The sequence below is a fragment of the Siccirubricoccus phaeus genome (assembly GCF_008360935.1).
GTDB lineage: Bacteria > Pseudomonadota > Alphaproteobacteria > Acetobacterales > Acetobacteraceae > Siccirubricoccus > Siccirubricoccus phaeus.
Window position 1 is genome coordinate 118,532 of record NZ_SRXO01000003.1, and the last position, 12,210, is coordinate 130,741.

General features: G+C 68.7%; 12 protein-coding genes. 3 read left to right on the forward strand and 9 right to left on the reverse strand.

The annotated features are described in order from the left end of the window. Nucleotides 1–7: 7 nt before the first annotated feature. The 9 genes from E5N76_RS05270 to E5N76_RS05310 all read right to left on the reverse strand — a co-directional run bounded on the left by E5N76_RS05270 (nucleotide 8) and on the right by E5N76_RS05310 (nucleotide 8,501). A complete protein-coding gene (locus E5N76_RS05270) occupies nucleotides 8–745 on the reverse strand; it encodes an ABC transporter permease (RefSeq protein WP_207791865.1) in 738 nt (245 codons plus the stop codon). After that, complete coding sequence (locus E5N76_RS30035) at nucleotides 742–1,491, reverse strand: ABC transporter permease (protein WP_149536254.1); 750 nt, start codon at nucleotides 1,489–1,491, stop codon at nucleotides 742–744. The genes E5N76_RS05270 and E5N76_RS30035 overlap by 4 nt, the downstream gene beginning before the upstream one ends. Then, nucleotides 1,488–2,330: an ABC transporter ATP-binding protein gene (locus E5N76_RS05280; protein ID WP_149536255.1), complete on the reverse strand. Its 843-nt coding sequence runs from the start codon at nucleotides 2,328–2,330 to the stop codon at nucleotides 1,488–1,490. The genes E5N76_RS30035 and E5N76_RS05280 overlap by 4 nt, the downstream gene beginning before the upstream one ends. After that, nucleotides 2,327–3,337: an ABC transporter substrate-binding protein gene (locus E5N76_RS05285; RefSeq protein ID WP_149536256.1), complete on the reverse strand. Its 1,011-nt coding sequence runs from the start codon at nucleotides 3,335–3,337 to the stop codon at nucleotides 2,327–2,329. The genes E5N76_RS05280 and E5N76_RS05285 overlap by 4 nt, the downstream gene beginning before the upstream one ends. Before the next feature lie 16 nt (nucleotides 3,338–3,353). Next, a complete protein-coding gene (locus E5N76_RS05290) occupies nucleotides 3,354–4,226 on the reverse strand; it encodes a TauD/TfdA dioxygenase family protein (protein WP_149536257.1) in 873 nt (290 codons plus the stop codon). A 125-nt stretch (nucleotides 4,227–4,351) separates the two neighbouring features. Further along, nucleotides 4,352–5,371, reverse strand: a complete 1,020-nt coding sequence (locus E5N76_RS05295; protein WP_235907577.1) for a phosphotransferase family protein — start codon at nucleotides 5,369–5,371, stop codon at nucleotides 4,352–4,354. Between the two features lie 100 nt (nucleotides 5,372–5,471). Then, a complete protein-coding gene (locus E5N76_RS05300) occupies nucleotides 5,472–6,332 on the reverse strand; it encodes an alpha/beta fold hydrolase (RefSeq protein WP_149536258.1) in 861 nt (286 codons plus the stop codon). A 31-nt stretch (nucleotides 6,333–6,363) separates the two neighbouring features. Then, nucleotides 6,364–7,431, reverse strand: coding sequence for an amidohydrolase family protein (locus E5N76_RS05305; protein ID WP_149536259.1), 1,068 nt, complete (start codon nucleotides 7,429–7,431; stop codon nucleotides 6,364–6,366). A gap of 104 nt (nucleotides 7,432–7,535) precedes the next feature. After that, nucleotides 7,536–8,501 carry a Bug family tripartite tricarboxylate transporter substrate binding protein gene (locus E5N76_RS05310; protein ID WP_149536260.1) on the reverse strand — a complete coding sequence of 322 codons (966 nt, stop codon included), beginning with the start codon at nucleotides 8,499–8,501 and terminating at the stop codon, nucleotides 7,536–7,538. A gap of 547 nt (nucleotides 8,502–9,048) precedes the next feature. On the opposite strand from E5N76_RS05310, the gene E5N76_RS05315 reads away from it, so the two are divergent. Genes E5N76_RS05315 through dxs form a run of 3 tightly spaced genes read left to right on the forward strand, consistent with a single transcriptional unit; the run spans nucleotide 9,049 to nucleotide 12,125 of the window. Beyond that, nucleotides 9,049–9,300 (forward strand): exodeoxyribonuclease VII small subunit, encoded by a 252-nt coding sequence (locus E5N76_RS05315; RefSeq protein WP_149536261.1) that lies wholly within the window; start codon nucleotides 9,049–9,051, stop codon nucleotides 9,298–9,300. Nucleotides 9,301–9,303: 3 nt separating this feature from the next. Then, complete coding sequence (locus E5N76_RS05320) at nucleotides 9,304–10,203, forward strand: polyprenyl synthetase family protein (RefSeq protein WP_149536262.1); 900 nt, start codon at nucleotides 9,304–9,306, stop codon at nucleotides 10,201–10,203. Then, nucleotides 10,203–12,125 (forward strand): 1-deoxy-D-xylulose-5-phosphate synthase, encoded by a 1,923-nt coding sequence (gene dxs / locus E5N76_RS05325; RefSeq protein WP_149536263.1) that lies wholly within the window; start codon nucleotides 10,203–10,205, stop codon nucleotides 12,123–12,125. Before E5N76_RS05320 ends, dxs begins: the two co-directional genes overlap by 1 nt. The last annotated feature ends 85 nt before the right edge of the window (nucleotides 12,126–12,210 follow it).

The window sequence follows — 12,210 nt, forward strand, 5'->3', positions numbered from 1 at the left end:
GTCCCGATCATCGCCAGAACACCACCCGTCGCTCCAGCACGCCGACCGCGCCGAAGAAGGCCAGGCTGAGCAGGGAGGCAAGCAGGATCGCTGCCCAGACGCGGAGGAAATCGATCTGCAACACCGCCTCGTAGATCGTCCAGCCGAGGCCGGACTGGCTGCCGAGCATCTCCGTCACGATCGCCACGATCATGCTGCGCACGGTGGAGACGCGGAGCCCGATCGCGATGTCGGGCAGTGCCGCGGGCAGTCGCAGCCGCCGCATCACGCCGAGCCGGGACGCGCCGAAGCTGCGCAGCAGGGCGATGCCGGCAGGATCCACCCGCAACAGCCCGTCCAGCGTGTTGAGGAAGACGGTGAAGCCGACGACGAAGGCGACCATCACGATCTTGGAGAGCGGCCCGGTGCCAAACCAAAGCAAAGCAAGCGGAGCATAGGCGGCGACCGGGACGGCGTTGACCGCGATGATCACCGGCAGCAGCAGCCGACGCAGCGGGGCTGCCAGCGCCAGCAGCATGGCGAGCAGGATGCCGAGCACGGCGCCGATGGCGTAGCCAGCCAGCGCCTCCTGCCCCGTGGCCAGCATGGCGGGCAGCAGGCTGGCGCGTGCCGCCCAGGTGGTGACGAGAATGCCGCTCGGCGGTGGCAGGATCCAGGGCGGCACGCCGAACAGCCGCACCACCCCCTCCCACAACAGCAGGAAGAGCGCGGCTCCGAGCAGCCCGTCGCGCAGCGCGCCGCTCACAACTCCTCCCGCCAGAAGACCAAAGCGCGCTCGGCCAGCGCCACCAAGGCGAAGAGGGCGCTGCCCACCGCCGCGGCGGCGAGGATAGCGGCCCAGATCGCCACCACCTGCTCGTTGAACAGCGCTGCCAGCAGCATGGCGCCCACCCCCTGGGTCGCGCCGAACCATTCACCGACGATGGCGCCGGCCAGCGCCAGTGGCGCGGACAGGCGGAGCGCGGTGAAGATGCGCGGCAGCGCAGCGGGCAGGCGGAGCTTCCACAGCAATTCGCGCGAGCCGGCGCCGAAGCTGCGCAGCAGCGCCACCTGGCGAGGATCTACCGCCTCGATGCCTGCCAGGGTGTTGACCGTGACGGGGAAGAAGGTGAGGTAGAAGGCGATCGCCGCCTTGGCCGCCAGGGTATTGCCGAACCACAGCACCACGATGGCGCCGAAGGCGATGACCGGCACGGTTTGTGAGACGACGAAGAGCGGCAGCACCATCCGCCGCAGCCGGGGCAGATGCGCAAAGGCGATGCCGCCGGCGATACCGACCAGCGCCCCCATGGCGAAGCCCGCGGTCGCCTCCGCCAAGGTCACCAGGAAAGCCGATTGATAGGCCGGCCAGAGCGCGGCGATGGCCCCCAGCACCTGGCGCAGCGGCGGCAGATAGAATGGGCTGATGCCGAAGCCGAGCACCGCCCCTTCCCAGAGGAGCGCGATCAGCAGCAGCGGCGCGGCCAGTCGGGGCAGGGTGCGCCAGCTCATGGGCCGTTCGCCGCAAAGGCCTTCAGGCTTTCCTCCTCCACCGCCTCCAGCAGCTCGCGCTTGAGGGCCATGAACTCCGGCGCGGTCAGCAGGCTGGGCTGGCGCGGGCGGGGCAGGGGGATAGTGCGGTCGAGCGTGATACGGCCGGGCCGCGCGCTCATCACCGTCACCCGGTCGCCGAGGAAGATCGCCTCGTCGATGTCATGGGTGATGAAGAGGATGGTGCGGCGGTAGCGCGACCAAAGGTCCAGCAGCCAGCGCTGCATCAGCGCCCTGGTCAGCGCGTCCAGCGCGCCGAAGGGCTCGTCCAGCAGCATCACCTCGCGGTCGAAGAGGAAGGTTCGCATCAGCGCCACGCGCTGCCGCATACCCCCGGAAAGCTGCTGCGGATAATGGTTCTCGAAGCCCTTCAGGCCGAATTCGGCGGCCATGCTCCGAGCCAGCTCACGCGCCTCGCGCTTCTTCTGCCCCTGGATCTCGGCGGCGAGGATGGCGTTGTCCAGCACAGTGCGCCAGGGCAGCAGCAGGTCGCGCTGCGGCATGAAGGCGATGCGGCCGAGCAGTGAGCCAGACGGGGCAGGCGCGCCGTCCAGCAGCAGGGTGCCACCTGGATCAGGCTCCAGCAGCCCGGCCAGAATGTTGAAGAGCGTGCTCTTGCCGCAGCCGGAGGGGCCGATGAGGGTAACGAACTCGCCCTCCGCGATGGACAAATCCACCCGGTCCAGCGCCCGCACCGCACCGAAGCTGCGGGCGACGCCATTGAGGCTGAGCTTCACCCGGCCGACGGGCGGCGCGGCGACTGTCAGTTGTGCGTCGAGCCGCTCCGCCGCCCCCGTCATGCAAGCCGCTCGGGCAGGGGGATGGCATCCAGATATTGCGGCTGGAAGGCGGCAGCGAGGTCGATCGGGCCGGCCAGCACCCTGTGCTCGACAAAGAAATCATGCGCCTTCTTCACCGCCGCCGGGTCGATGGCGAAGAGGCCGTGCCGCGCCGCGGCTCCGGCCTGCATAAGTCGCAGCGCTTCCGGCAGCATGGCCTCCTGATGCGCGCGGTCGATCGTCGGCGCGATCTTCATCACGGCTGCCACCGCTGCCTCCGGCTCGGCGGCCGAGGCCTTCCAGCCGCGGATGCTGGCGCGCAGGAAGGCTTCGACGGCACGTGGATTCTGCTGCGCGAAGGCGGTGTTCGCAATGACCGTGTCACGCGGCACGGTGATGCCGTAATCCTCGGCGACGAAGAGCTTCAGCTTCTCCACCCCGCCCAGCCGCGCCTTCAGCACGTTCAGCTCGTTGTACCAGGTGGCGGCGACGACATCGACCTCGCCATTGACGAAGGGCGTGACGGAGACCTGCTGCGGGGTGATGCTGAGCGCATCCCGCGGGATGCCGCGGCTGGCCAGCATGCCGTAGAGCACGAGATGCGCACCGGTGAACCAGGCCGTTGCCTTGCGGCCGCGGAAATCCTCCAACGTCTTCACCGGCCCATCCGCCTTGGCGACGAAAACGAAGGGCGTCACCTGATGCGCCACGCCGATGCAGAGGATGGGCAGCCCCTTCTCGCGTGCCGAGAAGACGCTGTCCATGCCGCCGGAGAGGCCGAATTGCTCATTGCCGGAGGCGACGAGATTCTCCGTCAGCAGGTTCGGCCCGCCCGGGTTGATGGTCAGGTCCAGCCCGGCCTCGCGGTAGTAGCCGCGCTCGGCGGCCAGGTAGAAGCCGGCAAATTGCGTCTGCGGCAGCCATTTCAGCCGCAGCGTCACCTTGGTCAGGCCCTGGGCCTGGCCGAGGCGAGGCAAAGCCAGGGCGGCGCCGGCGGTGGCGAGGAGGTGGCGGCGGGCAAGACGCATCTTGGTCTCCATCGGCTCAGGCCGCATCGGGCAGCATCACCGCCGGGACAGGCCTCTCTCCGGCCAGCGTCGTGCGGTGCATGATGCGGATGTATTTCGCGTCGTCGTAGGGCGTTGCCTGGTGCATGGTGTTGCGGTTGTCCCAGGCCACCAGATCGCCTTCCTGCCAGCGGTGCCGGTAGATGAATTCCGGCCGCACGGCGTGGCTGTTCAGCTCCTCCAGCAGCGCGGCGCTCTCCTCTGGCGGCAGGCCGAGAATCTCCTTCACCACCTCCCGCCCGACATAGAGGGCGCGGCGGCCATTGCCGGGATGCAGGCGGACCAGCGGGTGCACCACGTCCGGCGTTGCCGCCTGCTGCTCCGGCGTCAGCTTCGTGCGGTCGGCGAAGGCGCGGCCGTAATAGGTGGCGTAGCTGTGCACGGCATGCAGCGGCTCGATGCGCGCCTGCATCTCAGGCGAGAGCGCCTCATAGGCCAGGTGCATGCAGGCGAAGAGGGTATCGGCGCCCTCGGGCGGGCAGACGCGGCCATAGAGCAGGGAGCCGACCGCCGGCTCCGCCCGGTAGGACCAGTCGGAATGCCAGTTCAGCCCCTCCTTGTGGTTGCCGATCGGATGGCCGTCGCGGCTCGCATTGGAGAGGACGTAGATCTCGGGAAAGGACGTGGTCAGGAATTGCGTTAGCACATGGATCTGCAGCGGGCCGAAGCGGCGGCTGACAGCGACATGCCCGGCTTCGTCCAACCTTTGGCCGCGGAGGACGACGACGCCCTTGGTGTGGAAGGCGCGCAGCACCGCTTCCCACTCGGCCTCGCTGACCGGGCCGCTGAGGTCGAGCCCACGCACTTCCGTGCCGAAGCCCGAATGGAGGGGGTGGAATTCCAGCGCCATGGCTCCGCTCCGCGTCGTCCCAGGGGCGGAGCAAATGGCGTGCCGGGCAGGGGCCGGGCGATAGGCGGGTCAGGGCAGGACGAGCTGCCGCAAGGCGGCGCCATTCCTGCCCAAGCCTTGGGCAATCACCCCCCAATGCATTCCAGGCCGCGACGGGCAAAGGCCACCGACAATTCGCCCACCTGCGCCGCATCGGCGGCAGCGGCGGTGCCCGCCCGGGCCCGCGCCGCAATGCCTTCGAAGATCACCGCGAAGCGGAACATGGCGAAGGCCAGGTGGAAGGGCTGCAGGCGCGGCGCCGGGGTGCGGCGGCTGGCGTAGTAGTGCGCGACATACTCGTCCTCGGACGGGATGCCGAGGCCGGGCAGGTCCATCCCCCGCATGCCGCCATATTCCTCCGGCGTGCTGCGCCAGGGGATGACGCTGAAGGCAAGGTCAGCCAAAGGGTGACCGATGGTGGAAAGCTCCCAGTCCAGCACCGCCACCACCTGCGGCCCATCCGGGGCGAACAGCACATTGCCCGGCCGGTAATCGCCATGGACGATGGCGGTCTCGCCATCCTCCGGCGGGATATGCCCGCCGACCCATTGCGCCAACCGCGTCAGCTCCGGGATATCGCGGAAGCGCTGCGCCTCCCACTGCTTCGTCCAGCGTCCGACCTGGCGCTCGAAATAGCTGCCGGGGCGGCCGAAGCCGGTCAGCCCCGCCGCCGCCCAATCGACATCATGCAGCTTCGCCAGGGTCTCGGCGAAGGAGAGATACATGGCGCGCCGCTCAGCCTGGCTGGCCCCCGGCAGGTCGGCGCTGGCGAAGACGCGGCCTTCCACCCGTTCCATGACGTAGAAGGGCGTGCCGACCACGTCCGGCTCGGCGTGGAACAGCACCACGGGCGGCACCGGCACGGCGCTCGGCGCCAGGGCCTGCAGCACCCGTGCCTCGCGGTCCACCGCATGGGCGGAGGGCAGGACCTCGCCCGCCGGCTTCTTGCGCAGAACCAGGCGGCGATTGGCATAGGTCACGAAGAAGGTCGGGTTGGACTGGCCGCCGGAGATGCGCGCCAGCGTCATCGGACCCTGCAGCCCGGGGATGGCGGCGCGGAGGAAGACGTCCAGACCAGCCGTATCGAATTCCGCTGCTTCGCTCACCGGCCTCGCCCTTCCTTCCCGACGTCCTGGCGCCAAGATGGCTTCGGCCAGGAGCCACCGCAACAGCGGGGCGGCGAGCGGGCCTCCTCCCGGACAGCGCTCATCCCTCGACGAAGGCGAGAATCTCGGAGAAGAGGCGGTCCGGCGCATCGATCCGCATGGTGTGGCTGCTCTCCTCCAGGATAAGCAGGCGGGAATTGGGGATCAGCGCATGGATTTCCTCGGAGAATTCCGGCGGGCAGATCCAGTCATGCCGGCCGGCCAGGATCAGCGTCGGCGCGGCGATGCGGGACAGTTCCGGCCGCAGGTCGAAGCGGCGGAGGAAGCCATCGGGCCGGAAGGCCCGGTTGAGTGCTTCCGGTGAATGGATGGTGCGCGCGATGCCGGCCTCCGCCGCAGCCGCGTCAAAGCGCCGGGAATAGAGCGGCCCCACTACCCGATAATAGTGCTTCAGCTCGGCCTCATCGGCGAAGCCGCCCTCCCATACCTTCGCGCACAGCGCCTGCTGCTCCGGCGTACCGCGTTCCGCCAGGATCTGCTGCGCCCGTGGGATGAAGCCGCCATGCGCGGCGGTGACCACCAGGATCAGACGCGACAGCGCCTCCGGATAGCGCGCCGCATGCGCCATGGCCACCATGCCGCCATAGGAGGTGCCGATGGAGACTATGCGGCCGCAGCCGAGATGGCGGCGGAGCGCTTCCATATCCTCGACATTTTCATCGAGCGTCCAACGTGTGGGATCGCTGCGGGCGGAGCGGCCCTGGCCACGATGGTCGAAATAGACCACCTGCATTGCCGCGGTCAGGGCGGCGTAGCCCGGCTTGAAGCCGCTATGATCGGAGCCCGGCCCACCATGCACGGCGAAGGCGATGGGCCGTTCCCGCATCTGCGGCCCCTCCGGGATGAGGCCGGCGCCTTCGATGTCGAAATAGATCTCGGTGTGGCGGATCCGGGCATGCATGGGTGCGGCGAGTCCCTGGCAGAGAGCGGCCCTACAGGCCGAGCAGCCGCTTCGCATTGCCCCCGGCGAGCGCCGCCCGGGTCTCGGCGTCGAAGCTTTCCACCGAGCAGATATGGCCGATCGGGTCGCTGTCGGCCATGTCGAAGGGGAAGTCCGTGCCCATGACGATCTGCTCCACGCCATAGACCTTCACCAGGTATTCGAGCTGGTGCGGGGTGAAGACGATGGTGTCGAAATAGATCTTCCGCAGATAATGGCTCGGCGGCTGCGGCAGCTTGCCATGGCTGTCGCTGCGGGCGCCCCAGGCATGGTCGATGCGACCGGAATAGGCGGGCAGGTAACCGCCGCCATGCACCGCCAGAATCCTGAGGTTGGGGTAACGCTCCAGCACCCCGTCAAAGATCAGGTAATGCAGCGCCACCGTGGTATCCAGCGGATTGCCGATGACGTTGTTAAAGTAGTAGCGGGCGAGACGCCGGCCTTCGGTGAAGCCGTTGGGGTGGATCATCACCAGCGCGCCGAGCCGCTCCGCCGCTGCCCAGAAGGGCTCGAAGGCGGGGTCGGAGATCTCCTGGCCGAGGATGTTCGTCAGGATCTGCACGCCCTTAAAGCCGAGCGGGCCCATGCAGCGCTCCAGCTCCCGCACCGCCTCCGCGGCATCCTGCATCGGCACCGTGCCCATGCCGAGGAAGCGGTCCGGCTGCGCGGCGCAGAAGGCGGCGATGCCGTTATTCACCATGCGGTTGGCCACCACCGCATGCTCCAGGGGCAGGGCGTAATAGCTCTGCGGCGGCGCCGGGGCGCAGAGCTGCAGGTCGATCCCCATCGCATCCAGCTCCGCCAGGCGCGGGCCGTGCTGGGTGCCGACGATGCGCCGGTCCACCTCCTGCTTGCGGTTGATGGCCTGGGTGGCGGGGGTGGCGAAGAGGTTGAGCGGGATGGCCTGGGTGTTCAGGTGGGGCGCAGCATAGGCGCCGGCTTCGGGTACGAAGACGTGAGCGTGGATGTCGATGGTGAGGCTCGCCGGCCGGATTTCCCGGCCCGGCTTGCCCTGCGGCCGCGCTGCGGTTGCACCATAATGGTTCGAGTTCTCGGCCATGCCCACCCCCTCCTGCGTCGCGGGCAGGCTAACAGGCCGACGGGAAATGTCGCGCGGAATGGCATGGAGGCGCGTCGCGCCGCAGCCGGTGCCCTGCCCGGAGGTCACTCCGCCGTCGCGCCCGAGGCCCGGATGATCGGAATCCAGAGCGCCAGTTGCGTGTCCCAGAAGGAGGCCAGGACGTCGGCGCCCTCGCCACGGGGCTCAACGCCTGCCTCCTTCAGCCGGCGGCCCTGGCTGCGCACCGCGGCGATCCCGGCGGCCTCCAGTCGGGCGAGCAAGGCCGGGGGCGTGGCGCCGAGGGCGAAGAGGGCATGCCAATTATAGGTCTCGTAATCCTGTAGCCCCGCTTCCAGCGCTGTCGGCACTTCTGGCAGGGCCAAGCTGCGCTCCCGCGTGGTCACCGCGAGCGCCCGCACCTGGCCCGCCCTTATCGCGGGGATGATGCTGGCCATGGTGTCGACCATCATGTCGACCCGGCCGGCGACGAGGTCGGTGAAGGCGGGGCCAGAGCCGCGATAGGGCACATGGGTGGCGGTGGCACCGGCCCGCATCGCCAGCAGATGTGCCGATAGATGCGTGATGGTGCCGGCGCCGGAGGAGGCATAGGTAATCCGTCCCGGCTCCGCGCGCATCAGGGCGATAAGCTCCTGAAGGGTGCGGACGGGGAGGTTGGGGCTCACCATGACGATGTTCGGCAGGGTCCCGATCAGGACCAGTGGCGCGAAGGCGCGCCGCACCTCGAAGGAGAGGTTGCGGTAGAGGCCGGCATTCAGCACCGCCGAGGACAGGCTGTGGAACACGAAGGTGTAGCCGTCCGGTGCAGCGGCGAGGGCCGCCTCGGAGCCGATGACGCCGCCCGAGCCGCCGCGATTCTCCACCACTACCGGCTGGCGAAGCACCTCCTGCATCCCAAGGGCGGTGATCCGGGCGACGACATCGGCGGAGCCGCCCGGGGCGAAAGGGACCACCAGGCGCAATGGCCGGTTGGGGTAGTCGGCCTGGGCCTGGGCCTGGGCCTGGGCGATGCCGGGCATGGCCAGGCTCGCAAGGAAAGCGCGGCGGAACATGGACTGCTCCCTATGGGTCTTGCTGTTTCCCTAAACCGGATTCCCCGCACCGTGCATGGATGAAACAGCTCTGGCTCTTCGTCCGGACGCGTTTTCCGGATGGTGCGGCCTGGCGCCGGGGCGCGGAGTCCGGTCTTCGCCGCCAGGCCTGGGCGGGCCGTCCTGGTGCGGTACGGCTCCGCGGCGGCGGGGAAGCGAGGGGATCGGTCCCGAGGCATACAAACCCCTGTGTCAGGCCAAGGCAGTCGACTCGCCCCTGGGTGTCGCGGCCCCCAGATCGTCAGGCGGAAGCCGCTGGCGGGTTAGCCGAGACCGTTACGGCCATGACGGGACCGCGTCGCAGAGATCGCCCTGCCATCCGCATCCGGCCCGTTCATCGATAAGGCCCTGCTTTAGCTGGAAATTCCGGCCGATTGCCAATGAGTAGCCGGCATGTAGGGTGTTACAAGGGTGTCACGCTTGGGCGTTGAGGCGCTTCCCATCGCGACCGACGGTTTTGCGGCGGCAGCTTCGGCTGTATGAAGACCGTTCGAGGACGGAGACCTGGATGGGCGAGGCTGAGACCCGGCCTGCCGCGGGCGATATCGAAGCCAAATCCTTCGAGGACGCGTTGGCGGAGCTGGAAGAAATCGTGAAAGCGCTGGAGGGCGGGAAGGGCAGCCTCGCCGAAGCCATCGAGAGTTATGCGCGCGGCGACGCCCTGCGGCGGCATTGCGAGCGCCGCCTGGCGGAGGCCGAGGCGAAGCTGCAGGCGGTGGTGGATGCGCCGCCCGGGCTCAGCCTGCGGGATGTGGAGTAGCGCATGGTTGCCGCCACCCTGACGGCTGCCATGGCCCAGGCCGCCTATGAGATCGACGAGGCGCTGCAGATGCTGCTGCCGCCGGAGGAAGGACCGGAGGCACCCCTCTTCGCCGCCATGCGCTACGCCGCCATCGGCGGCGGCAAGCGGTTGCGGGGCTTCTTGGTGCTGGAAGGCGCGCGGCAATTCGGCGTCGCCCGCAGTGCCGCGCTGCGCGTGGCAGCGGCCATCGAGATGGTGCACGCCTATTCTCTGGTCCATGACGACCTGCCGGCGATGGACGATGACGATCTGCGCCGCGGCAAGCCGACGGTGCACAAGGCCTTCGACGAGGCGACCGCCATCCTCGCCGGCGACGCGTTGCAGAGCCATGCCTTCACCGTGCTGGCCGAGGAGGACACGCATAGCGACCCCGGGGTGCGGGCAGAGCTGGTGCGCTGCCTGTCCAAGGCGGCGGGGCCGCGGGGCATGTGCGGCGGGCAGATGCTCGACATGCTGGCGGAAGCCGCCGGCGCACCGCTGGACGAGGTGGCGATCGGCCGGCTGCAGACGCTGAAGACCGGCAAGCTCATCGAATTTTCCGCCGAGGCGGGAGCGGTACTCGGCAAGGCGCCGCTTGCCATGCGGCACGCGCTGCTGGGCTATGGCCGCGACCTGGGTGCCGCCTTCCAGATCGCCGACGACATTCTGGATGCAACGGTCTCGGCCGAGGAAGCTGGCAAGGCGACCGGCAAGGACGCCGCGGCGGGCAAGGCCACGCTCGTCGGCCTGCTGGGGCTGGAGCGTGCGCGGCTGCAGGCGGAGCGGCTGGTGATGCAGGCCAAGAGCCACCTTGACGGTTTCGGTGAGCGCGCCGACCTGTTGCGGATGCTGTCCGATTTCGTGATCGAGCGGAGGAGCTGATGTCCCCCCCACCCTCCACCCCGCTCCTCGACCGTGTGAAATATCCGGCCGATCTGCGCAATTTCTCGGCGGAGCAGCTCAAGCAGCTCGCCGGCGAGCTGCGGGCTGAAACGATCCATGCGGTGAGCCAGACCGGCGGCCATCTCGGTGCCTCTCTCGGTGTCGTCGAGCTGACAGTCGCCGTGCATGCGGTGTTCGATACGCCGAGGGATCGGCTGATCTGGGATGTCGGCCACCAGGCTTATCCGCACAAGATCCTGACCGGACGGCGTGACCGCATCCGTACCTTGCGTCAGGGCGGCGGCCTGTCCGGCTTCACCCGCCGCAGCGAGAGCGAGTACGACCCCTTCGGCGCGGCGCATTCCAGCACCTCCATCTCCGCTGGGCTCGGCATGGCCGTGGCCAGCGATTTGCTGGGGCGGCCGCGCAACGTCATCGCCGTCATCGGCGACGGCGCGATGAGCGCCGGCATGGCCTACGAGGCCATGAACAATGCCGGCGCCAACAAATCGCGGCTGCTGGTGGTGCTGAACGACAACGACATGTCGATCGCGCCGCCCGTCGGGGCGATGAGCGCCTATCTTTCGAAGGTCGTCTCTTCCCGTCCCTTCGTCTCCATCCGGGAGATCATGGCGAAACTCGCCCGCCTCTTCCCCGGGCCGCTGGAGCGGGCGGCAAAGCGGGCCGATGAATACGCCCGCGGCCTGCTGACCGGCGGTACGCTGTTCGAGGAGCTGGGCTTCTACTATGTCGGCCCGATCGACGGGCATGACCTTGACCACTTACTGCCGATCCTGCGCAATTTGCGCGACACGGAAATGCAGGGCCCGATCCTGCTGCATGTGGTGACGCAGAAGGGCAAGGGCTATGCCCCGGCCGAGGCCAGCGCCGACAAATACCATGGCGTGCAGCGCTTCAACGTCATCACCGGTGAGCAGGTGAAGGCGCCGCCCGGGCCGCCGAGCTATACCAAGGTCTTCGCCAATGCGCTGATCGCCGAGGCGGAGGCGGATGAGCGGATCGTCGCGGTCAATGCGGCGATGCCGTCCGGGACCGGGCTGGATGCTTTCGGCAAGCGTTTCCCGAAGCGCACCTTCGATGTCGGTATCGCGGAGCAGCATGCGGTCACCTTCGCGGCCGGCATGGCGACCGAGGGGCTGAAGCCCTTCTGCGCCATCTACTCCACCTTCCTGCAGCGGGCCTATGACCAGGTGGTGCATGACGTGGCGCTGCAATCCTTGCCGGTGCGCTTCGCCATGGACCGCGCCGGGCTGGTCGGCGCCGATGGCGCGACCCATGCCGGCAGCTTCGACATCGCCTATCTTGGCTGTCTGCCGAACATGGTGTTGATGGCCGCCGCGGATGAGGCGGAGCTGATGCATATGGTGGCGACCGCCGCCGCGATCGACGATCGCCCCTCCGGCTTCCGCTATCCGCGCGGCGAGGGCGAGGGCCTCGCCCTGCCGCAGCGCGGCGCGCCGCTCGAGATCGGCCGCGGCCGCATCGTGAAGGAAGGCACGACGGTGGCCATCCTCTCCTACGGCGCGCGGTTGCGCGAATGCCTGAAGGCGGCTGAGGAATTGGGCGCGCGCGGCCTTTCGACCACCGTTGCCGATGCGCGCTTTGCCAAGCCGCTGGACACTGCGCTGGTGGAGCGGCTGGCGCGAGAGCATGCGGTGCTGATCACCATCGAGGAAGGCTCGGTCGGCGGCTTCGGCAGCTTCGTGCTGCAGCACCTGGCCTGGACAGGTTTGCTGGACCGCGGGCTGAAGGTACGGCCGATGGTGCTGCCCGACCGCTACATCGACCACGACAGTCCGCGGAAGCAGTATGATGAGGCGGGGCTGAATGCCGCCAACATCGTCGCCGCTGCGGTCGCGGCGCTGGGCAGCGGGACGGCAGTTCGGCCTGTCCGCGCCTGAGGCTCGGGCCGCGCGCCATGCTTCCTCTTGGCAGCCCTTTCTGTTGAGGTGGCTGGCGGCGAGGGAGCCGGGCTGCAGGGAAGGC

Excerpts from the sequence above, each read along its gene's own strand:
- E5N76_RS05280 (WP_149536255.1), bottom strand. The coding sequence starts at position 2,330 with ATGACGGGGGCGGCGGAGCGGCTCGACGCACAACTGACAGTCGCCGCG.
- dxs (WP_149536263.1), top strand. The coding sequence starts at position 10,203 with ATGTCCCCCCCACCCTCCACCCCGCTCCTCGACCGTGTGAAATATCCG.
- E5N76_RS05310 (WP_149536260.1), bottom strand. The coding sequence starts at position 8,501 with ATGTTCCGCCGCGCTTTCCTTGCGAGCCTGGCCATGCCCGGCATCGCC.
- E5N76_RS05285 (WP_149536256.1), bottom strand. The coding sequence starts at position 3,337 with ATGCGTCTTGCCCGCCGCCACCTCCTCGCCACCGCCGGCGCCGCCCTG.
- E5N76_RS30035 (WP_149536254.1), bottom strand. The coding sequence starts at position 1,491 with ATGAGCTGGCGCACCCTGCCCCGACTGGCCGCGCCGCTGCTGCTGATC.
- E5N76_RS05300 (WP_149536258.1), bottom strand. The coding sequence starts at position 6,332 with ATGCATGCCCGGATCCGCCACACCGAGATCTATTTCGACATCGAAGGC.
- E5N76_RS05290 (WP_149536257.1), bottom strand. The coding sequence starts at position 4,226 with ATGGCGCTGGAATTCCACCCCCTCCATTCGGGCTTCGGCACGGAAGTG.
- E5N76_RS05305 (WP_149536259.1), bottom strand. The coding sequence starts at position 7,431 with ATGGCCGAGAACTCGAACCATTATGGTGCAACCGCAGCGCGGCCGCAG.
- E5N76_RS05320 (WP_149536262.1), top strand. The coding sequence starts at position 9,304 with ATGGTTGCCGCCACCCTGACGGCTGCCATGGCCCAGGCCGCCTATGAG.
- E5N76_RS05315 (WP_149536261.1), top strand. The coding sequence starts at position 9,049 with ATGGGCGAGGCTGAGACCCGGCCTGCCGCGGGCGATATCGAAGCCAAA.